At 46.2% G+C, this 22,124-nt stretch carries 16 protein-coding genes; 6 read left to right on the forward strand and 10 right to left on the reverse strand.

What is annotated here, in order from left to right; translation table 11 throughout:
* The first annotated feature begins 127 nt into the window (after window positions 1-127).
* Entirely contained in the window at window positions 128-2,305 is a 2,178-nt protein-coding gene (locus WH95_RS12515) for an RNA degradosome polyphosphate kinase (protein WP_046507718.1), read from the forward strand.
* Window positions 2,306-2,364: 59 nt separating this feature from the next.
* On the opposite strand, the gene WH95_RS20655 is transcribed toward WH95_RS12515, so the two are convergent.
* The gene (locus tag WH95_RS20655) at window positions 2,365-3,435 is read right to left on the reverse strand and encodes a M23 family metallopeptidase (protein ID WP_052742000.1); all 1,071 of its coding nucleotides are present in this window, start codon (window positions 3,433-3,435) and stop codon (window positions 2,365-2,367) included.
* A gap of 49 nt (window positions 3,436-3,484) precedes the next feature.
* Window positions 3,485-4,636: a ribonuclease D gene (gene rnd / locus WH95_RS12525; RefSeq protein ID WP_046507721.1), complete on the reverse strand. Its 1,152-nt coding sequence runs from the start codon at window positions 4,634-4,636 to the stop codon at window positions 3,485-3,487.
* 307 nt (window positions 4,637-4,943) lie between these two features.
* Here rnd and aspS point away from each other — a divergent pair, with 307 nt between their 5' ends.
* Together aspS and WH95_RS12535 are read left to right on the forward strand one after the other, a co-directional pair.
* The gene (gene aspS / locus WH95_RS12530; protein WP_046507724.1) at window positions 4,944-6,737 is read left to right on the forward strand and encodes an aspartate--tRNA ligase; all 1,794 of its coding nucleotides are present in this window, start codon (window positions 4,944-4,946) and stop codon (window positions 6,735-6,737) included.
* A gap of 195 nt (window positions 6,738-6,932) precedes the next feature.
* The gene (locus tag WH95_RS12535; protein ID WP_157845956.1) at window positions 6,933-7,481 is read left to right on the forward strand and encodes a hypothetical protein; all 549 of its coding nucleotides are present in this window, start codon (window positions 6,933-6,935) and stop codon (window positions 7,479-7,481) included.
* 114 nt (window positions 7,482-7,595) lie between these two features.
* Here the strand turns inward: WH95_RS12535 and WH95_RS12540 are convergent, their stop codons facing one another.
* Window positions 7,596-8,354 carry a GGDEF domain-containing protein gene (locus WH95_RS12540; RefSeq protein WP_157845957.1) on the reverse strand — a complete coding sequence of 253 codons (759 nt, stop codon included), beginning with the start codon at window positions 8,352-8,354 and terminating at the stop codon, window positions 7,596-7,598.
* A gap of 345 nt (window positions 8,355-8,699) precedes the next feature.
* Here WH95_RS12540 and WH95_RS12545 point away from each other — a divergent pair, with 345 nt between their 5' ends.
* On the forward strand, window positions 8,700-9,506 hold the full coding sequence (locus WH95_RS12545; protein ID WP_157845958.1) for an EipB family protein: 807 nt from the start codon (window positions 8,700-8,702) through the stop codon (window positions 9,504-9,506).
* 61 nt (window positions 9,507-9,567) lie between these two features.
* Here the strand turns inward: WH95_RS12545 and WH95_RS12550 are convergent, their stop codons facing one another.
* The gene (locus tag WH95_RS12550; protein ID WP_046507732.1) at window positions 9,568-10,860 is read right to left on the reverse strand and encodes a DNA polymerase IV; all 1,293 of its coding nucleotides are present in this window, start codon (window positions 10,858-10,860) and stop codon (window positions 9,568-9,570) included.
* Window positions 10,861-11,195: 335 nt separating this feature from the next.
* Between WH95_RS12550 and WH95_RS12555 the strand changes: the two genes are divergently transcribed.
* Both WH95_RS12555 and WH95_RS12560 read left to right on the forward strand, forming a co-directional pair.
* Entirely contained in the window at window positions 11,196-11,573 is a 378-nt protein-coding gene (locus tag WH95_RS12555) for a response regulator (protein ID WP_046507735.1), read from the forward strand.
* Between the two features lie 50 nt (window positions 11,574-11,623).
* Window positions 11,624-13,036: a PleD family two-component system response regulator gene (locus tag WH95_RS12560; protein ID WP_046507738.1), complete on the forward strand. Its 1,413-nt coding sequence runs from the start codon at window positions 11,624-11,626 to the stop codon at window positions 13,034-13,036.
* 80 nt (window positions 13,037-13,116) lie between these two features.
* On the opposite strand, the gene rpmG is transcribed toward WH95_RS12560, so the two are convergent.
* The 6 genes from rpmG to plsY all read right to left on the reverse strand — a co-directional run bounded on the left by rpmG (window position 13,117) and on the right by plsY (window position 22,098).
* On the reverse strand, window positions 13,117-13,284 hold the full coding sequence (rpmG, locus tag WH95_RS12565) for a 50S ribosomal protein L33 (RefSeq protein ID WP_046507740.1): 168 nt from the start codon (window positions 13,282-13,284) through the stop codon (window positions 13,117-13,119).
* A gap of 145 nt (window positions 13,285-13,429) precedes the next feature.
* Window positions 13,430-15,034: a S41 family peptidase gene (locus WH95_RS12570; RefSeq protein ID WP_046507743.1), complete on the reverse strand. Its 1,605-nt coding sequence runs from the start codon at window positions 15,032-15,034 to the stop codon at window positions 13,430-13,432.
* A 125-nt stretch (window positions 15,035-15,159) separates the two neighbouring features.
* Window positions 15,160-17,424, reverse strand: a complete 2,265-nt coding sequence (gene rnr / locus WH95_RS12575; RefSeq protein ID WP_046507745.1) for a ribonuclease R — start codon at window positions 17,422-17,424, stop codon at window positions 15,160-15,162.
* A 16-nt stretch (window positions 17,425-17,440) separates the two neighbouring features.
* Window positions 17,441-20,113, reverse strand: a complete 2,673-nt coding sequence (topA, locus tag WH95_RS12580; RefSeq protein WP_046507750.1) for a type I DNA topoisomerase — start codon at window positions 20,111-20,113, stop codon at window positions 17,441-17,443.
* A 144-nt stretch (window positions 20,114-20,257) separates the two neighbouring features.
* Window positions 20,258-21,403 carry a DNA-processing protein DprA gene (gene dprA, locus WH95_RS12585; protein ID WP_046507752.1) on the reverse strand — a complete coding sequence of 382 codons (1,146 nt, stop codon included), beginning with the start codon at window positions 21,401-21,403 and terminating at the stop codon, window positions 20,258-20,260.
* Window positions 21,404-21,480: 77 nt separating this feature from the next.
* Entirely contained in the window at window positions 21,481-22,098 is a 618-nt protein-coding gene (plsY, locus tag WH95_RS12590; protein ID WP_046507755.1) for a glycerol-3-phosphate 1-O-acyltransferase PlsY, read from the reverse strand.
* Window positions 22,099-22,124 lie beyond the last annotated feature (26 nt).

Raw genomic sequence — 22,124 nt, forward strand, 5'->3', positions numbered from 1 at the left:
TCAAGTATATTACGAGCTAGTTTTCTATGGACTATTGACTATACTACATTGATAGCCAGATATATTTTTTACAATTATTTTACCGTGTTTACGTAAAATCATTTCACCCACAATCTAGGAGACATTTATGACCGCCAAGGCAGCTCAGGAAGAAAAAAGAGCTAAAAACTCTGGAAAAGAGGGTGAAGTACTGTCTATTGCGGCTGATTCTCCGAGCAGATTTATCAACAGAGAACTTTCCTGGATCGCGTTTAATGAACGCGTTCTGGAAGAAGCAGACAACCCTTCGCATCCACTGCTAGAACGTCTGCGGTTTCTGTCGATTTCTTCCGGTAACCTTGATGAATTTTATATGGTACGTGTCGCTGGTCTGATGGGACAGGTCAAAGCAGGGGTGACCTCGCGCAGTCAGGACGGTTTAAGCCCCGATCGCCAGTTAAAAGCCATTGATGCGCAGGCTGCAAAGCTGATGCATCGTCAGCAGCTAATCTGGTCCTCTATCAGGCAAGAGCTACGGCAGGCTGATTTTGATCTTCTCAGCCTTGACGAGTTGACTGATCAGGATCGGGTCTGGCTGGAAGAATATTTTCAGGATCAGGTTTTCCCGATCCTGACGCCAATTGCTATTGATCCGGCTCATCCCTTTCCCTTTGTACCAAATCACGGGTTTTGTATGGTTCTGGAGCTGGAAGATGTACAGGAAGATAAGTACATCAATGGCCTGATTGCGATGCCGCACCAGCTGAACCGGTTTATTCGGATGCCAGGGGAACACCATCGCTTTATTCGTTTGGAACAGGTTATTCGTCTTCATCTATCGCAACTCTTCCCCGGCTTTGACGTGATCAGCGTGGGGCACTTCAGATTGCTGCGTGATAGTGATATCGAGATAGAGGAAGAAGCCGAAGATCTTGTCCGTGTTTTTGAGAGTGCCCTAAAACGCCGGAGAAGAGGGAGCTGTATCCGTCTTTCTATTGATGCGAACATGTCCAAGAACCTGCGTGCCTTTGTCACGCGAGAGTTGGACGTTGATCCTGACAGAATGTTTGTCCTCGAAGGACTTCTTGGACTTGTGGATACAAAGCGGCTGATTGTCAAAGATCGTCCGGATCTTGTTTTCCCACCCTATACACCACGTTTTCCGGAACGTATTCGGGAATTTGGCGGCGATTGTTTTGCCGCAATCCGGGAAAAAGATCTGCTGGTGCATCATCCTTATGAAAGTTTTGATGTTGTTGTTCAGTTTGTGCGACAGGCGGCAAAAGACCCGGCCGTGGTTTCAATTAAACAAACGCTATATCGGACCAGCGAAGATTCACCGATTGTGAAGGCCCTGATCGAAGCAGCAGAACGTGGAAAGACCGTGACAGCCTTGGTTGAGCTAAAGGCACGTTTTGATGAAGAGCGTAACATCCGCTGGGCCAGAAATATGGAACGGGCGGGGGTTCAGGTTATTTACGGATTTATCCAACTGAAAACTCATGCGAAGCTGTCGCTTGTTGTCCGTCGCGAAGGCAAGAAGCTGAAATCCTACGTCCACTACGGGACGGGGAACTATCACCCGATTACGGCCAAGGTCTATACAGACCTGTCGTTCTTTAGTTCGGATCAGGCCATCTGCCGGGATACAGCAAAGCTCTTTAACTATATTACGGGCTATGCCAAGCCACTGCCCATGGAAAAAATTGACTATGCGCCGCTGACTTTCCGGGAAAGGTTGTTGCAGCATATTCAAAGAGAAACAGAATTGGCACAGGAAGGCAAACCCGCCACAATCTGGGCCAAGATGAACGCACTTGTTGATCGACAGGTTATTGATCAGCTCTATAAGGCCTCGCAGGCCGGAGTGTCTATCGAACTGGTCATTCGCGGTATCTGTTGCCTGCGTCCGGGTGTGCCCGGCTTGTCGGAAAATATCCGCGTGAAGTCAATGGTTGGCCGTTATCTGGAACACGGACGTATCGTTGTTTTTGGGGATGGCCACACAATTCCATCCCGGAAAAATAAGGTCTTTATTTCATCCGCGGACTGGATGCCAAGGAACCTGGACCGGCGTGTCGAGAGTTTTGTGCCGATTGAAAATCCGACTGTCCACCAACAGGTGTTGGAACAGGTTATGATTGCCACCCTGAATGATACGGCTCAATCCTGGGATCTTCAGGCAGATGGTAGCTATATTCGTAAAGAAAGATGCGAGGACAGTTTCTCGGCACATAATTACTTTATGAACAATCCTTCCCTGTCAGGGCGGGGTACCTCACTGAAGGATAAGAGATCTACGCCTCGATTGAAGCGGCTTTTGTAGCAGACAATGTTTCTTCAATTTGTGCGTCTTTAACCAGATCCCAATAGATCAACCACATGTTAGTTTGGTGATGTGAAGGGATCTTTAGGTGATTCAATTTCCATTGAACGATCAATATTGATGATCGTTTCCGGGCTATGCTTGTTTTTCAGGCGCCGGAGCTTGTAATTTACGTGATATGTACCCGCGGGCAGGGGGAGGCTTCTGCTGTAGAAAAAGCCTCTCAACCCCTGCACAGAACTTTTATCTATTTCGTCACTTCGCTGGTATACATCCCCGTCGGGTAGCAATATTTTAAGCTCTTCCATATCACCTTGGCGAATACCCCATAGACTGACCCAAAAATAGAACTCTTTGCTTTCTGGCGGGAAGTTGTTGATTTCGACTTTCTGTGTGTCCAGCTCTTCATAGTTGGGGAAGTGATCGGAAAAACCTGTTCGGAAAACACCCGCATCTTTGTAGCCTAGCTTGGCATTGGCCTCGGCCGACCAAAAGGAGCGTCCTGTTGCAGCCTGTGCACAGCCTTCACTTCCTGTCATGCCGGTGAAGGGGTCGATGTTCTGACCTCGGTAAGAAAGGTGAAAGTGCAGGTGAGGAAAGCTGGTTGAACCGGAAAGGCCGACAAGGCCGAGAAGTGATCCTTGAGAAACTTCTTGCCCTGGTTTCACGATGACGCTGCCTTGGCGCAAGTGTCCGTAATGTGTTCGCCAGCCATCACCATGATTAATGACGACAGAATTACTGGGTTTGGGGGCAAGGCCCCGGGAAGATTTGATTTCCTGTTGGTTGAGGGCGCGGTCGGGTATTCCGTCCTTGATGATTTCTATTCTGCCTTTTGCGGCAGCTAGAACAGGAAAGCCACTTTCTTTCCATTCAGGTGAACTTACTCTGATGTCAATGCCCTGATGCCCATTATAAGTCAGGATGCCACAGGTATGATCAAGGGCTTCCGGGCCGGGCGCATAGTCAAAATAATGCTGGATAAAACAATCGCTGTCGGTGTCACAGGCAACAGGAAAGGCGAGCAATGGTGCTGGCGGTTTGGGTGGGGCTGAATGGGACTGGGAAGGCGCAAAAAAAGCTGTGCTGGTATAAAAAATACCTGCACATACGGCAATACTACAGCGCATGCCGACAGAAACAAACCTGTTGCAGAGATGGAAGATAGATCTCTGCCGTTTAGTCGAGATCCTCCACGACAAGCTTGCCATCCTTGATGCTAAGAGCAATAAGACCTTTTTTGAGCCGCAGGGCTTTGTCACCGAATACTTCCCGCCGCCAGCCGGAAAGAGCGCGGACATTGGCGTTATCATCTGCTGCAATCTTTTCCAGATCACTGCTGTTGGCGATGAGTTTTTGGGCGACATCGAATTCATCGCAGCACTGTTTGAGCAGTACTCTCAACAGGTCAATGATTGCGGCAAGTCCATTATTTGGAATGTGACGCTCCTTGGGCTTGGGGCAGGCATCTTTGGGAAGATCGATTGCCACCTTAACCGCGGCCAGGATTTCCTTGCCAAGGCGCCCATCAGCCATATCAACCGAAACTCCGCGGGTCTTGGAAAGTTCCTTGGCATTTGTCGGGCGATTAGAGGCAATATCATACAGCTGTTCGTCTTTTACCACTCTGCTACGAGGGGTGTTGCGTCGCTGGGCTTCGCGCTCTCGCCATGCGCCAAGCTCTTTCAAAATCGCCAGATAACGTCGATCATTGGATCTGGTTTTTAATCTGAGCCAGGCCGTATCGGGATCCTGGCGATATGTTTCAGGATCTTCCAGAATGGCCATCTCTTCGGCAAGCCAGTGTTCGCGCCCGCTCTTGTCGATTTGCGACCGCAGCTTGGCATAGATGTCGCGCAGGTGCGTCACATCGGAAATGGCATAGGATATTTGCTTTGGCGTCAGGGGGCGCTTGGACCAGTCTGCGAAACGTGCGGATTTGTCAATTTCCACATTCAGCAATTTGCGGGCGAGATTGTCGTATCCAATCGAATCGCCAAAACCACAAACCATGGCTGCCAGCTGTGTATCAAACAGCGGGGCGGGGACTTCGTCCATGAGAAGACAAAAAATTTCCAAATCCTGACGTGCGGAATGAAACACCTTTAGAACGTCAGGGTTTTTCATCAAGTCAAACAGGGGCGTCAGGTCAATATCAGGGGCCAACACATCAATCGCTGCAAAGTTGTTGGCATCCGCGAGCTGTACAAGACAGAGCTTGGGCCAATAGGTCTGGTCCCGAAGAAACTCTGTATCAACGGTTACGACATCAGATTTTGCCAATTCCAGGCAAAGATCTGATAGTTCTTTATTGGATGTAATCAATGTCATGACGCGACTATACGTGCCTGACCCCTGCTTAGAAAGGTGAATATGGTTAATAAGTAAAATCCGCGTTTCAAGAGGTAGATATCAGCATAATTTGCGGCTTGTTGAAATTATTTACCCTGTTTCTCTAAAGTTGAGGCGCAAAACCTTGACAAATTGCCAATCTGATGCCTTTTTCCAACGGAATAATTTATGATTTTGGCAGTGGGTCAGGATTCAATTTTTACTGAACTTGAAAGTTCTCGGTTTTAAATTGTTCTGCACACAGAGATGCTAGATCGAGACAGCTATAATACCAAAGGAAATACCGATGCATCCTTATCGTTCCCATAATTGTGCTGAACTGCGCCTTTCTGACGAAGGTCAGCAGGTTCGCCTCTCTGGTTGGGTCCACCGTAAACGTGACCATGGTCAGCTTCTTTTTGTCGATCTGCGTGACAGCTTTGGTATTACTCAGTGCGTGGTGGATGTTTCCAGTCCGCTTTTTGAAAAGCTGGAAAATACGCGCGTTGAATCCGTTATTACTGTAACTGGCGAAGTTATTAAACGTACGCCTGAAACAGTGAACGACACGCTGCCTACGGGTGAAATCGAAGTTCGTGTACGTGAACTTGATATTCAGTCCCGTGCAGAAGTGCTTCCACTTCAGGTGAACTCTGATGAAGATGCTGGTGAAGATACTCGTCTTCGTTATCGCTATCTTGACCTGCGTCGTGAGAAGATGGTCAAGAAGCTCAAGCTTCGTTCTGGTGTTATTTCTTCCCTGCGCCGCCGCATGATCGAACAGGATTTCATGGAAATCCAGACACCTATTCTGACAGCTTCCAGCCCGGAAGGTGCGCGTGACTTCCTGGTTCCAAGCCGTATTCACCCAGGTAAATTCTATGCATTGCCACAGGCCCCACAGATGTTCAAACAGCTGTTGATGGTTGGTGGTGTTGATCGTTACTTCCAGATTGCGCCTTGTTTCCGTGATGAAGACAGCCGTGCTGACCGTTCCCCTGGCGAGTTCTATCAGCTCGATTTTGAAATGAGCTATGTGACTCAGGACGATGTCTTCAACGCAATCGAGCCTGTGCTTCACGGTGTGTTTGAAGAATTTGCCGAAGGTCGCGAAGTCTCTCCTTACCCATTCGTACGTATCCCATATGCTGAAGCTATGGCTAAATACGGATCTGATAAACCGGATCTGCGTAACCCAATCGAGATCAGCGACGTTACGGAAGCTTTCCGCGGCTCCAGTTTTGGCATTTTTGCCCGTGCTATCGAGGGCGGTAATGTTGTTCGTGCTATTCCGGCACCGGGTACAGCTGGAAACCCACGAAGTTTCTTTGACAAGTTCAATGACTGGGCGCGCAAAGAAGGCGCCGCGGGTCTTGGTTACATCATCTACGACAACGAAGGTGTGCCTAAGGGACCGATTGCAAAGAACCTTGATGAAGAGCGTCTGGCTCAGATTAAAGAAACTGCAGGCCTTAAAAATGGCGATGCTGTCTTCTTTGCTTGTGATAAAGAACTCGCTGCTGCGAAATTCGCGGGTCACGTTCGTAACAAGCTGGGTGTAGATCTTGAGCTTCTTGATAAGAACGTCTTCAAGTTCTGCTGGATCGTTGACTTCCCAATGTTCGAATTGGACGAAGACACTGGTAAGATCGATTTCAGTCACAACCCCTTCTCTATGCCACAGGGCGGGATGGAAGCGTTGGAGAACGAAGATCCACTTACTATTAACGCTTACCAGTACGATATTGTGTGTAACGGTATTGAGCTGTCTTCCGGGGCGATACGTAACCACCGTCCTGACATCATGTATAAAGCTTTTGAAGTTGCTGGCTACAGTAATAAAGATGTGGAAGAGAGCTTTGGTGGTATGTTGTCTGCGTTTAAATTTGGTGCACCTCCACATGGTGGTTCAGCGCCGGGTGTTGATCGCATGGTAATGATGTTGGCTGATGAACCGAATATTCGTGAAGTTATTGCTTTCCCAATGAACGGCAAGGCCGAAGATCCGCTTATGCAGGCGCCTGCCGAAGTTGATGAAGATCGTTTGCGTGAGTTGCACATCAAGCTTGATCTGCCATTGGAAGATACAGAAGAGAGCTAAATTTCTATCATAAATCCTGATCTTATCCGGGATTTATCGAACGATTATCGAATCGCCCTGCCTCATGAAGCAGGGCGATTTTGACTCGCGGTGGTTGTGAATGAGAGATAATGACCTCAGCCTGAAGTCGAAAAAGCGTCGTAAATTAGATAAAATTTGATGTTTTTTGATATTTCGCTTGCGCTGGGAATCGAAATGACTCATGATTCTCAAAAGCTTACCGTTATTCCTGGGGGGAATATCATGCGGAAAATTATAGTTGCTTCGACGCTTGCGCTGGCATTGAGCGGATGTGCGTTGCCGCCTGCTATTGGTGTTGCGTCTTTAGCTGTTGATGTCGCAAGCTACTTCTTTAGTGGAAAAACGCTGACTGATCATGGAATATCTGCGGTTGCACAGCAGGATTGCGCCCTGATCCGCTTAATGGAAGGCGATCTGTGTGACGAGTATGTTGAATTTGAAGTCGCCGAAGCTACGCTAGCGCCGCTTTCACCTGTTGATGAAATAGAGATCGCTGCAGTGGCGGATTTGGAAACTTCGATCAGTTACTTTGCCGAAGATGCTCAACTAGGGGCTACAGATCCTATGGAGGTTTCTGCTTATTCTGAAGAGATAGCAGTAATTGCTGTGCAGACGGATCATCTGAAAGTGCACAATACTGTTAACCATGAAGAAGTTGCAGAGATTTTTGATAGTGCCGATTACTTGGCAGATGATTTGCTGCCTGTAGAATTTGATGGTTAAGGCCGTTGATATTTGGCCAAAAGTAACCGTGAGTACATCATAAAAAATGCCCTGAGTTTTCAGGGCATTTTTTATTTTGGAAGATCAAATTTTTAGGTAATTTCTCGCGAAAAATCAGAGTGTTCTTTTTTCAATATATTTGGTGCCAAGATGACAAGCTATCTGGTTACCTTTGTTGAGGTACATTGATTTATCAGCAAGGTGAAGTAGCTGATTGGGGTTTGTGCCCGCTGTGTAGTTTTCATGACCAACGCTGACAGAAACAGGAATCTCATGTTGCCCCCAACGGACAATAAGTGAGTTTAAAATTTTGCTTAGCTTGCCCATGATTGCTTCGACCCTGTCCGGAGCTGTGTGGGGCATTAAGATTGCGAATTCGTCCCCGCTTAACCGTGCAATGTAATCACTTTTTCGACAGTGTTTTACTAATGTTTTTGCTACTTCTTTCAGAACACAGTCACCGGCCATATGGCCATAACTATCATTTATTGATTTGAAATGATTCATATCGCATATCACCAGTACACCTTTGTCGCCCGTCCGTGTTGCGCGATTTAGGGTTCGATCCAGCTCCAGTTGGAAGCCGCGGCGATTAAGCAGGCTGGTCAATTCATCTGTGATCGAGAGGTTTTCCAGATAGCGAATTCGTTCATGCTGTTCTGAAAGTGTCTGTTCGGCCAGGGCGGCAGCTTCCAATAATTCGATAATCTGTTTATCAGTTATTGGTTTATTTTTACAGGGCTGGGAATAGGCTATCCGGCGCAATCGAAACATCAAATTATCCCGATCAGCTGACGACTTAATATCATCGTTTTTGCCAAAAGCCGCGGGATATAGAGAGTCAGATCCGTTAAAAGCATCCGTATATGTCACACTCGCCACCATTTTTTGTTTAGATAACGAAATGGAATAAGCAATTTGTATGCCAGTGAGGTTTTATTTGTTAACTATCTGTTTTAACAGGTACGTATGTTTTCTGGGTGGTTTTATTATTGTGATTGGTACGCAATTATTGCCATTAAATTTACAAGATAGGTAATCGCTGGGTAAAATATGACCAGTAAATAGAGTATGACCAGTTCAATGGCGGCATTCCGTAATCTTATCTTACTTATTAATTGAATTCACTATGGGTGCCTCAATCTTGCCTGAAATAATAAGTACCTAGAATATGGTGATACTTAACAGGCTTTTGGTTTTATAGAAATGGATCTCTTTATGCGTAAATGGCAGAAAAAAGTATTTGGCTTGTCGGCTTCTGCTGCGGTGATGTTGTTTGTTCAAACCGGGCTGGCAGAACAAAACACTGACGATTTGCTTTTGCATAAGGCAATCTATGATCTGCGGTTGAATAGTTCGCACCAAGGGGCCATCAACAGTATGGGGGGGCAGATAACATATGATCTGACAAGCGATTGTCGTGGCTGGCTAATGGCAAATGATCTGGAGATGAGTGTTATTTACAGTACGGGTCAACGTATGGACATGGATCTCAAAATAAATACTTGGGAATCCTTGGATGGTGAGAAGTATCGCTTTACCGTAAAACAAGATGGTAATTTGTCTGGCCAAAGCGGTTATATCGGAAAGTCTTCTCGTTCAAATGACGATAATTCTGTTTTGGCAAAAATCACGGAACCAGAAAAGCAAAGTATTGTCATGCAAGACGTAATCTATCCCACTGCTTTTCTTAAGGAAATTATTCAAGCGGCTAAAAATGGTGAAACAGCTTTGAACAAGGTTGTTTTTGATGGCACGGCAGAGCTGGATGCCTTTCAAGCGTCTGCGATTGTTTTACCCAACGAAGACAAGAATATCCCTTCTGCATTGAGGGGTAAGGCTTCGTGGAAAGTTTTTTTGGCATTTTATGAAGTCGGTGCCAAAAATACACTGCCGATACAAGAACAGAAGCTTACGCTATTTGAGAATGGTGTCGTGACTTCTATTGACTTGGACTTTGGAGATTTCTCAGTAAAAGGCAGTCTTGTCGATTTTGAAGTTCATAGTGCTCCGCAATGTGAATAGCTGTCACAAAACAGTATTGATCTATGTATTCTGGAAGTATGACGTATCGACGGATGATTTTTTATTGGTTCTTTTTAGGGGCTTTTTGATAAGAACGTCCTTTTTGAATACTGTCTTTCCCCAGTTTATCTCGAACTTTGTCCAGCGCTGTTTCAATCTTTTTACGTTTTTCTTTTTCTGGATCCAGCAGATCATGGGGATCGGCATGTTCTGGTGAGACCAGGTCGCTTCCGCCAACGCCAAGCAACCGAAAACGCTGTCCGTTACACTGCTCTTTTAACAGTGGCAGTGTCGTTTGATAAATCTCTTCGGCGAGCTGTGTGGGGGCGAAAGTTTTTCGGCTGCGAGAGATAAGGCGGAAATCACAGGTTTTAAGTTTAAGGTTTATGGTTCTTGCGGCGTATTTCTTTTTCTTAAGGTTGCTGGAAACATTTTCACAAAGCCGCCATAGCACAACAGAGAGTTCGTCAAAGTCTTTTATATCATCATTAAAGGTTGTTTCATTGGAGATGCTTTTTGTTGGTGACTTCGGGTTGACTGTTCTGCCATCTTCCCCACGGATAAAATGGAACATTCGTTGCCCCATCTGCCCGTATTTTTTGATTAACTCCTCTTCTGAGTAGGGGAGGAGATCTTTTATAAGCCTAAGGCCGTCTTGATGCAGTTGTCTCTCGAGGCTTTTTCCAACCCCCCAAATCATTCTAACTGGTTGTTCTTTTAGAAAGTCCTGCGTGTTGCCAAGTCCAAGGACAGAGAAGCCCCGTGGTTTATCCAGATCGGACGCAATTTTGGCCATGGATTTGTTGTAACTTAAACCTACAGAAGCCGTTATACCGATTTCTTCCTCTATGCTTTTTATAAGCTTAACGAGGGTAATCGCAGGACAGTGGCCATGTAGCTTTTCTGTCCCTGATAAATCCAAAAATGCCTCATCAATCGAGAGGGGTTCAACCAAGGGGGTCAAAGCCTGCATCATGCTTCGAATTTTAAGGCCTTCTTCTCTATATTTGTACATGTTTGGTTTTACAACAATAGCAGAGGGGCAGGCCTTGAGCGCCTTGAACATGGGCATGGCCGACTTAACACCATAAAGCCGTGCCAGATAACATGCTGTAGAGACCACACCTCTTTTGCCCCCGCCTATTATCACGGGTTTATCTTGTAACTCTGGTCGGTCTCTTTTTTCTACGCTTGCGTAGAATGCATCACAATCAATGTGCGCCATCGTAAGGGTGCTGAGTTCAGGGTGATTGATTAATCTGGGTGAATGGCATCTTTCACAGCGATTGGGCTTGTCTTGTGAAACTGGTGGTGTTTCACGCCAATGAAAACAGTCTCTGCATAGGTCCGGCATGGAAATTCACGTTTATTTATTGTTCTTATTTTATACTCTTTATGTTCTGATTTTAGCAAGATGTTACCTGATGGAATTACAATGAATTTAGGCGTGTAAGAGCTTGTGTCAATACAACTTGAGAGTTAAAGTTTTTGGGATTTTAGGGGGTTAGAGGCAAAAAAATGCTTTTATTGTTAATTTTAACAATATTTCCGTTACCTTATGTTAACTAAAGTTGAGTAGTGTGGCATTCAAGGGTATTGTTTCGGTGAACATGGTTAATCACCTGAGACATTTAATGAAGCGCATTGGGCTCTCCATGTGTTTTTAGGAGGCATCGGCAGGAAACATCTATGCAGACTAACAAAGAAAAAACTGTTCTTGTTGTCGAAGATAACGAACTGAATATGAAGCTTTTCCACGATTTACTGGAAGCTCAAGGCTATAATATCCTCCAGTCCAAAGATGGTATGGAGGCGCTCTCAATAGCACGAACCCATAAACCCGACCTGATCCTGATGGATATCCAGTTGCCTGAAGTCTCCGGGCTGGAAGTAACAAAATGGCTTAAGGAAGATGATAATCTTCGTGCTATTCCCGTGATTGCTGTAACGGCTTTTGCCATGAAGGGGGACGAAGAAAAAATCAGAGAAGGTGGTTGTGAAGCTTATATTCCTAAACCCATCTCTGTTACGAAGTTTTTAGAAACCGTCGAAAGATTCCTGAACTAAAGAATTTTCTCGTCAGTTTTATTTTATAATATTGAAAGAGTGCAGCATTTATGGCGGCAAGGATTCTGGTCGTAGACGATATACCTGCTAATGTCAGGCTTTTAGAAGCAAAGCTGATGGCAGAGTATTTCGAGGTGATAACTGCTTCTGATGGGCAATCCGCACTAGAAATCGCTGCAAAAGAAATGCCGGATATCATTCTGTTGGATGTAATGATGCCTGGCATGGACGGGTACGAAGTTTGTAGCCGCTTAAAAAGCGACCCTAAGATGCGTCACATACCTGTTGTAATGGTTACCGCCCTTAGTGAGGTCAGTGACAGGGTTCGTGGTCTTGAGGTTGGCGCGGACGATTTTCTGACAAAACCACTTAATGATGTCGCCCTTTTTGCGCGTGTTCGTTCGCTGGTTCGGCTCAAAATGATGACCGACGAATTACGTGTTCGACAAGAAGCTTCTTCACGATTTGAATCCATTGGTTCAGGCGTATCAGATGAAGATGAAGCTATCTCAAATGCTAATATATTGTTGGCTGAAACTAATGATTTAGCTGCAAGCAAAATTATTAACTTCCTTACTGAATTGGAACACAACGTCGACCATTGCCGAAATCCACGAGAGGTTATTGAGCTTGGTCAGGAAAAGTCTTACGACCTTTTTATTGTTGCACTTGATCTTGGGGGTGAAGATGGGTTGAGACTATGTTCTCAACTACGCGCCCATGAAGAAACGCGCCACGTTCCAATCCTTTTGGTACTGGAAGAGGAAAATCTGTCGCAGTTGGCAAAAGGTCTTGATATCGGTGTTACTGATTATCTGGTTAAGCCAATTGATCCAAACGAATTGCGGGCGCGTTGTAAGACTCAAATTAAACGCCGGCGCTATCATGACCGATTGACTGACATGCTTAAGAAAAGTGTGGCAATGGCGTATACAGACCCTCTCACAGGGGTGTTTAACCGACGTTACATGAACGCACACTTGGATCGTGCTATCATGGAGATTGCAGAAACAGCAAAGCCAGTATCAACCCTTATGTTTGATATTGATCACTTTAAAAAAGTGAATGATACCTATGGGCATGCCAGCGGAGATGAAGTTCTCAAAGTCCTTGCGAAGCGTGTTGCTGATGCAATTCGTGATTTTGATATGCTTGCCCGATATGGCGGAGAAGAATTTGTAGTGATTATGCCGAGTGCTTCCTCGGAACAGGCCTTTACGGTTGCTGAACGCTTGAGAAGGCGAGTAGGGGATAAACCTATTGAGGTGCCGGGTTCAGAAGATCCATTGACAATCACAATCTCTGTCGGGGTTGCGACAACTTCTGATCCAATGGAAATGGCTGATAGCCTTCTGGCACGCGCTGATACGGCTTTATACGATGCAAAATCAATGGGACGTAATTGTGTGTGTATTGAACATTCCAGTAAAAATCCAGCGGGTGGTCATACTGTCACGGTCTGAGAAATGAAAGATCGTTACTGTTTGTAACAGACACAAAAAAGGCCGCATCAAGCGGCCTTTTTACTTTAAGCTTCAAAAGCTTATTTCATTTTCGCTTCTTTGAAAATAACGTGCTTGCGCGCAACGGGATCGTATTTGCGTAGCTCGAGTTTTTCAGTAAGTGTGCGCGGGTTTTTCTTTGCTACATAAAAGTAGCCAGTGTCCGCGGTGCTTACCATGCGAATTAGTTGAGTAGCTGGCTTAGCCATAGCGAAATCCTCATCGCGCTAAAATTACAAATATAACAGGGGCGAAACATAACGTTTTATGCCTTGAAGTCAAGCCTTGTTCTTACATTTTCTTCGTTGTGAACAGTTTCGTAGCAAAATACAAAAAATTACTGCGTTTTAGGGCTCAATTTATAAGCTCAGACGTTGTTGAGTTTGTATTGTTTTTAGCCATATTAAACAGCTTTGATGAATTTATCAGGGATTTCGCAACTTCTAAATCGATTTCCATCATCTCTGTTGTTTGTGGGCACGAGGCTCTTATTTGTTCCAGGTCTTCATTATCGGATGCTTTATTGTGTAGGGGATAGGTCATTTCCAATGTGCCGGATTGTAGTCGATCCATCATGTCATCTGCTGAACGGTAATTTCCATTTGTGGTACAGACATTGGGTATGATGCCCCGGTCATGAATCGCGTAGCCTGATGGTGCCAAGAACTTTGCCCAGGTAACTCTAAATTCCCCACCATTGGGTAGTTCATTAATGCTTTGAACAGTCCCTTTACCATAGGAATTACTACCGACAATCAGAGCTCTTCCGGAATCCTGTAGGCCAGCGGCAAGAATTTCTGAAGAAGATGCTGAGTTTGCGTTGATTAACACAATGATTGGTTGGCCTTTGGCAACATCCCTGCTTTTCGCTATGCTCAAATCATGGCTTTTAGGGTTTCGCCCTTGTACCGAAGAAATTGTCCCGCTGGATATAAAAAGATCAGCAGAGGTGACCGAAGCTGCTTTTATACCACCGCCGTTATCTCTTAGGTCCAAGATATACCCCAAAAGATCATCCCCGATTTCCTTTTGAGCTGTTCTTACTTTTGTTAACAGGTTTTGCGGTGTTTGTTTGTTAAAGCTGGATATTTGTATATACGCAATATTTCCCATCCGCTTATAGAACACAGTTTGAACGACGATTTTTTTACGGGTTATTTTGTAGATGAGGGGGGAAGCAACATTGGCACGATTAATTGCTAATTCGACAGATGTATTTTTAGGCCCCTTCATCAATTTTGTGATCTCTGTTTCAGGAAGCTGGCTAATGTCTGTTCCATCAACCTCGATAATTATATCGCCTTCTTTAAGGCCAACGGCCAAGGCTGGTGTGTTTTCCATAACAGATACGATTCGAGCGCCAGTCTTGTCTTTTACATAACGAATACCAATACCCGAGAATCCATTTCTATTATCTCTATATGCCAGCGCTTTGTCTGGGTTAGAATAGCGTGAAAATTTATCCAACTCGCCTGCGACACCATCAAAAATAGCTTGATGAATTTGTTCCCCGGTTGCACGTCTCAGAGCAGGTGAAAAGGTTGAAGCTTCTGAGACTACAGACGCTGTCAATCGGGCCCAAGCTTGATGATCTATGGTCGAAGGATAACTGTGTCGGGAAATTGCTTCGCCAGAATAGGTGAAAGTTAGTGAACTTCCTGCATCAATAATATCTATTTCAGGATCCAGAGTTGCGAGGTTATCCATCGCAGCAAGTGCAAGTCTAGAGGCGTCAATTTCTTCGATATAGTAATTAACAATGTGTTCAAAAGCATCGGCGTACAAAGCCGTTGCTGTTTTTTGTTCAAACTCTGCATTGTCAGGGTATTGGTGAGAGTAATTTCTATTTAGATTGGGCGTGCCGCACGCAGAGAGGAAGACCAACAGGAATACAGAAAGTATCCTTGATGCTCGATTCGTATTGAGAAGGTAAAGATGCGGCTGAAAAATTATAGGCATCCACCTAGTCTCCTCTTTCATAATTACAAAACACGGGCTTATTGCTCATGACATACATTAAGAGCATATTTTTAATTATATCAAGGTGTAAGGAATGAAATCTGCTCTGTCGTTACTTTGATTAACTATCTTCGTCTGTTTTTTCCGGGCGATCTTTTTGATCTGGTACCGATTTTATTTCGTTTTCGATCATTCTTTTTATTGGTTTTCGCTTTGAATGAGGATGTTTCTTCATCACCGTCACCTTCTACAATGCGCAACGCAATACCGCCAGTAATAGGATTGGATTCAAAGATTCGCACCATAACACTATCACCAAGGTGATATTCGCGTCCCCAACGGCGTCCGGTCAGGCTGTGATTTTTTTCATCATGAATGTAATAGTCGTCCGGGAGGTAGGACATGGGGACCAGCCCATCTGCCCCGGTTTCATCCAAGGTGATGAAAAGACCGGCACGGTGCACACCATTGATCTTTCCGGGATAGATGGTACCAATTTTTTTGGAAAAGAATGATGCTGTGAAACGGTTGATCGTATCACGTTCCGCCGCTGCAGAGCGACGTTCTGTTGCCGAGATATGTTCCGCAATATCGTTGAACTTTGTGGTTTCAGCACTTGTCAGGCCATCGTCGCCAAGTTTCAGGCCTTTGATCAGGGCGCGATGAACCATAAGATCGGAATAGCGTCGTATCGGCGATGTAAAGTGCGCATATCTTGTCAGGGCAAGGCCAAAATGGCCCAGATTGGTGGCGTCGTATCTGGCCTGACTTTGCGCTCTGAGAATGAGTTCGTTGATTAATTTTGCCTCTGGTAAGTCCGAAGCACGTTCCAAAACCTGTGTCAGAACTTTGGGGCGAATAACCTGTCCCTTGGCGAATTTAATCCCCATGCCGTGTAAACTGTCGGCGAGACCTTCGATCTTAACAGGATCAGGTGCTTCGTGAACCCGGTACATGCATGGAAGTTGCTTGCTTTCAAGCTCTATCGCTGCGGCAACATTTGCCATGATCATAAACTCTTCGATTAGTTTATGACTGTCGAGCCTTTGGCGTTTTACAATATCTGTGACCTCACCTGATTCGTCCATGACAACTTGAAATTCAGGTATTTCCAGCTCCAGTGTTCCCCGTTTATGACGGGCTTTGAGCATGGTGTCATAAGCACCTTTTAACGGCTTTAACACAGGATCAAGCAGATCAGCTGTTTTGTCGCTTGGGTAACCGTTAAGCGCTTCCTGGACTTCTTCGTAGGTCAATCGGGCTTGAGAGCGAATGAGCGCCCGGACAAATTTGTGCTTTCTGAGTTCGCCATCTGCATCAATCCACATATGGACTGCCATTGAAGGGCGGTCTTCATTGGGCTTTAACGAGCACCATCCGTTGGACAGGGCCTCTGGAAGCATGGGGACAACCCGATCAGCAAAGTAGGTCGAATTGCCGCGTGTTTGGGCTTCGTCATCCAGCGGACTTCCTGATCTTACGTAGTGGGCAACATCGGCAATGGCCACGATGATGTGCCAGCCACCTTCATTATCAGGATCTGGTTCAGCCCACACTGCATCGTCAAAGTCACGGGCATCAGCGCCGTCAATTGTCACCAGTGCAAGGTCACGGAGATCGGTTCTTGTGCCCAATGTGGTTTGTTTTGCTGCGGCAGCTTCTTCCAGGACCTCTTCAGGGAACTGGTTGGGAATATTGCGTTCGTGAATAGCCACCAGGCTAAGTGCACGGGGGCTGTCTATTCCACCAAGAACCTCGACGACCTTTACTTCTTTGAGGCCTTTGCGAGAGCGCCCTTTGCGAATTTCACACAGAACAAGCTCGCCGTGTTTTGCGGTTTTGGCATAATCCGGATTTAGAATAAAATCCTTCTTTGCTTTTTTATCAACGGGCCGAACGAAACCGCCTTCTTCTGTTATCTGATAGATGCCGAGTATTTTGAGAGGGGCAGCTTCAAGCTTTCGGATCGGAATACCCTGATAGCTTTTGTTATCAAGCCTTTTGAGCTTGGCAAGGATACGGTCCCCCACCACCAAATCAAATTTGCTTTTGCGATCAGGCAAAACATAAATCATAGGTGCCGGGTGATCTTCTTCCCATGCGGCGGGAACGGCAATAAGTTCTCCGTCGCTGTCGATCCGTGTCAGTTCGATAACCTGAACAGGGGGCAACCGACCATCGATATTATTCTTACGCTGTTTCGCGCCACGCCCAAAATGACCCTCGTCCTTTAGCTCTTTTAAAAGCTGTTTCAGGGGGATTTTGTCATTGCCACGTAAATTAAAAGCGCGCGCAATCTCACGCTTTCCAACCGCAGTTGGAGATTGCTCGATAAAGTCTAAAACCGCTTCCTTTGTGGGAAAGGGCGGGGATTTTCGATCAGAGGCCACGCCCTTTTCCTAACATCTATTCTTCAGTTTTTGTTGTTTTTTTCGCGGGTGCCTTTTTTGCCGCAGGTTTCTTTGCGGCTGTTGTTTTCTTTGTTGTCGTCTTTTTAGCTGTCGCTTTTTTAGCGGTTGTTTTCTTGGCTGGGGCTTTCTTCTTTGCAGGCGTTTTTTTCTTCGCGCCTTTCTTTTCCAGTTGCTTTGTTAAAAGCTCGACAGCTTCATCCAGTGTAATAGTGTCGACTTCTTTGTCTTTGGGTAACGAAGCGTTCACTTTGTTCCATTTCACATAGGGACCGTATCTGCCGGAATGAACCGTAATATCAACGCTATCTTCCGGATGCGCACCGATTGTTCTCAGCGCTGCGGCCGGGCCACGCTTAGGTGCCTCGGCAATCAGAGCAACAGCGCGGTTCAGGCCGACAACAAGAACATCATCATCCTTGGTTAGTGATTTAAAGGTTGATCCATGCTTTACGTAAGGACCAAAGCGCCCAATGCCGGCAATAATCATGGCACCGTCATCCGGGTGAGGGCCAATATCACGCGGTAGCGAGAGCAATCCTTGCGCAAGTTCAAAGGTTACATCGCTGATCGGTGTTCCCTTGGGAATGGAGACGCGCTTAGGTTTGGTTTTCTCAATGGCTTCGCCCAACTGAACGTAAACGCCATAGGGGCCTTTGCGGAGTGTTACGGCAAGTTCCGTTGCCGGGTCTATACCAAGTTCTTTTGGTTGACTGAGATCGTTTTCCCCGCCTTCGCCATCAGGTAAAGAAAGCTGGCGTGTATAACGACACTCGGGATAGTTCGAACAACCAATGAAGCCACCGGTTTTACCCAGTTTGATACCCAGACGTCCATCGTCACAGGTTGGGCACTCTCTCGGATGTTTAGCATTGGCGTCTTCTGGTGTTGGGAAGAAGTGGTCGCTGAGATCTTCGTCCAAGGCTTCAATAACCTCTGTGATCGTCAAGCCTTTGGTTTCATCTACGGCAGAGTGGAATGCTTCCCAGAAACCTCTGAGAACCTTTTTCCAGTCAACAGAGCCAGCAGAAATATCATCAAGTTGTGTTTCAAGATCAGCGGTAAAGTTGAACTCGACGTATTTAGAGAAGAAGTTGCGCAAGAAGGTGACAACGATGCGCCCGCGGTCTTCGGGTTTGAAGCGTTTCTTTTCCAGAACAACGTAATCACGGTCTTGTAGAACCTGAATGATAGACGCATAGGTCGATGGGCGGCCTATGCCCAGTTCTTCCATTTTCTTAACGAGGCTGGCTTCTGAATAACGCGGCGGAGGCTGTGTGAAGTGCTGTTCTTTTTCGATCTCTTCACGGTTGGCAACATCGCCTTCTGTCAACTTAGGAAGGCGGCGGTCATCATCCTGTCCGTCTTTTTCATCATCTTTGTCTTCCTGGTAAAGCTTCAGGAAGCCATCAAATCTTAAAACAGAACCATTGGCACGAAGAACGGCTTGTCCTTGGGCAACGTCGATGTCCACAGCAACCTGATCCAGAATCGCACTTTCCATCTGACTGGCGACGGTTCTGTTCCAGATCAGTTCATAGAGTTTACGTCCTTCGTCATCAAGGTGCGAAACGACATCCCGTGGGAGTAAATTGAGGTTTGTGGGGCGGATCGCTTCGTGGGCTTCCTGTGCGTTCTTTGCCTTGCTCTTATAAACCCGTGGGTTGGCAGGCAGATAGTCTTTGCCATATTGCTTGGCAATAAGGTCGCGACCAGAAGCTATGGCATCAGCTGAAAGGGTGACGCCATCTGTACGCATATAGGTAATCAGACCGACAGTTTCTCCGCCGAGGTCAATACCCTCATAAAGCTTTTGGGCAATACGCATGGTGCGGGATGCGCCAAAGCCCAGTTTACGAGACGCTTCCTGTTGTAGTGTAGAAGTTGTAAAGGGCGGTTGCGGGTTTCTACGAGATTGCTTTTTCTCTACCGTTTTAATGGTGAAGCTGGTGGCATCTTCCAGTAGATCTACAGCGTCTTGAGCCAACGTAGCATTGGCAAGATCGAATTTATCGAGTTTGTTACCTCTAAGGTGCGTTAGACGCGCGCCATACTTTTGTCCATCTGCCGTCGAAAGCTTGGCATCAACGGTCCAGTATTCCTGTGGTTTGAAAATCTCAATCTCGGATTCTCTGTCACAAATCAGGCGAAGGGCCACTGATTGAACGCGGCCAGCTGAACGACTTCCCGGTAACTTGCGCCATAGAACAGGTGATAGTGTAAAGCCAAACAGATAATCAAGAGCACGACGGGCGAGGTAGGCCTCGACCAGTTCCATGTTAAGCTCTCTGGGTTCAGAGAAGGCTTGCTGGATCGCCGTTTTGGTTACTTCGTTAAAAACAACCCGGGAAACTTTTTTACCCTTGAGCTTTTTCCGTCTTTCAAGTTCTTCAGCCAGATGCCAGGAAATCGCTTCTCCCTCTCTGTCGGGGTCAGTCGCGAGGATCAGTTGATCGGCATCTTTTAGTGCAGCGATAATATCTTTCAGACGTTTTTCAGATCCGCTGTCCACCTGCCATGACATTGCAAAGTCTTCTTCGGGGTCGACAGATCCATCCTTTGGGGGAAGGTCGCGCACGTGCCCGTAACTGGCGAGGACATGATAATCTTCGCCCAGATATTTGTTGATTGTTTTGGCTTTCGCCGGTGATTCAACAACGACAATGTTCATAGCTTCGGGTACTACCTACGTCTAAAATTTTCGCTTACAAACAGAAATATGTTCTGTTACTTAATACTCTGGTACCAATATTATAATATCTGGGTTTATGCCCGATATCTTAATTTTTCGACAAGAGGTTCCACAATCGATCCCTCAAGTGATCAAGGCGACGCGGTTTCCCGGTTGCCATTCGATCTGTCCTGCCAATTCAAATTCCAGCAAAATACCATTTAATTCTGTTGGTGATAGCTGGCTCTGTCGGAGCAGGTCATCTACATATACTGGGCTAGGACCTAACAACTCTTTTACAGAAAGTCGAGCATCAACCGCATCAACAGGTATTTTTTTCTCAATTACGGTGTCTAGAAGTGGTGTGGATAGTTCGGTCGTAACCTTTTTTTGGGGCTCCTTTTTTATTGGCGGATCAAAGGGGCGTTCTAATGCTTCGGCAATATCCTGGGCTGTTTCAACCAAGATTGCACCTTGTTTGATCAAGGCGTTTCCACCCTTGCTTCTGGGGTCAAGGGGGCTACCCGGTATTGCCATGGTCTCTCGCCCTTGTTCCTGTGCCAGTCTGGCGGTAATCATCGATCCGGATTTAAGAGATGCTTCTATAACCACAACACCCCGGCTCAGACCGGAAACCAGACGATTACGGCGCGGGAAGTGTTTGGCTTGCGGCTCGCTTCCCAAAGGCATTTCAGAGATAAGAGCCCCGTGCTCGATAATTGCTTCATAGAGCGATCTATTTTCTGGGGGATAAATTATATCCAATCCGCCGGCCACAGCGGCAATTGTTCCATTCTCTATTGCCCCTTGATGAGCTGCGGTATCAATACCTCTGGCAAGGCCTGATGCAATGAGGAAGCCGAACTTTCCGAGGTCCTGTGCCAGCTCCTTTGCTAAATTGATCCCGTTTGCGGACGCATTTCTGGCGCCGACAATTGCGATCGTTTTTTTCTTGAGAAACTTTGTATTCCCAATCACCTGAAGCAAGGGGGGAGCATCGGGAATTTGTGCAAGTAAAGGCGGGTAATTCTCTTCACCACAAGCAATGAGTTGTGCCCCAAATTTTTCAATTCTTGCTAGTTCAAGATCTATATTTAATCGACTTGCGACAGGATCTTTTTGATTATTCTTTATGGCTTTTGCGCTTAGGGCTTTCAAAGCCTCATGCGCTGATCCGAAACGTTCCAGTAGCTTGTAAAAAGTTATTGGTCCGATAGATCTGGATCGGATTAATTGAAGCCAATCAAGTTTTTCTTGCAGATCTTTGGGGGGCTTTATGGTGTTCAACATACCTTTATTTGGGGTGTTGTCGAGGGATGAGTCAACCCCGGAGTGTTATGTTGAAAAAGACATTCTTATTGAAATGATCATTTCTTTTGTCCGATTTTAGGCTCTTCACCTTTGATCAGACGCTTGATGTTTTCATGGTGACGCACCCAAACCAGAATAGCTAACAGTGCTGTTAATTCAACCATTTGAAGGTCATGATGAATAAACCAGACCGCAATGGGTGTCGCCAGCATTGCCATCAACGCAGACAGGGATGACATGCGTAGGGTTAGAGCCGTGAGTAGCCAAGTCAGGCAGGCAACAAGGCCAACCATCCAAGAAAGGGAGATGACGACCCCCAGGGTTGTCGCGACACCTTTTCCACCCTTGAATTTAAGCCAAACAGGGAAAAGGTGCCCCAGTACGGAGCCAAGGGCCGCGATCAGTGCGAGATCCGGTCCCCAAAGACCCGCGATCAGAACGGCAGCTGCGCCTTTGCCGCTATCGCAGATCAGAGTGAGAAAGGCGAGACCTTTGCGGCCTGTGCGGAGTACATTAGTGGCCCCTATGTTTCCTGATCCGATTTGACGAATATCACCCAAACCAAAGAGACGGGTAATGACTAGCCCGAAAGGAACAGACCCCAACAGATAGCTGCCTGCAAATGCTAACAGATAAAAGGGAGCCACGTGGCTCCATGATATGGGGTCTGGCATATAATATAGGTCCTTGTTTAGCGGGA

The organism is Kiloniella litopenaei, assembly GCF_000982415.1.
Taxonomy (GTDB): Bacteria; Pseudomonadota; Alphaproteobacteria; order Kiloniellales; family Kiloniellaceae; genus Kiloniella; species Kiloniella litopenaei.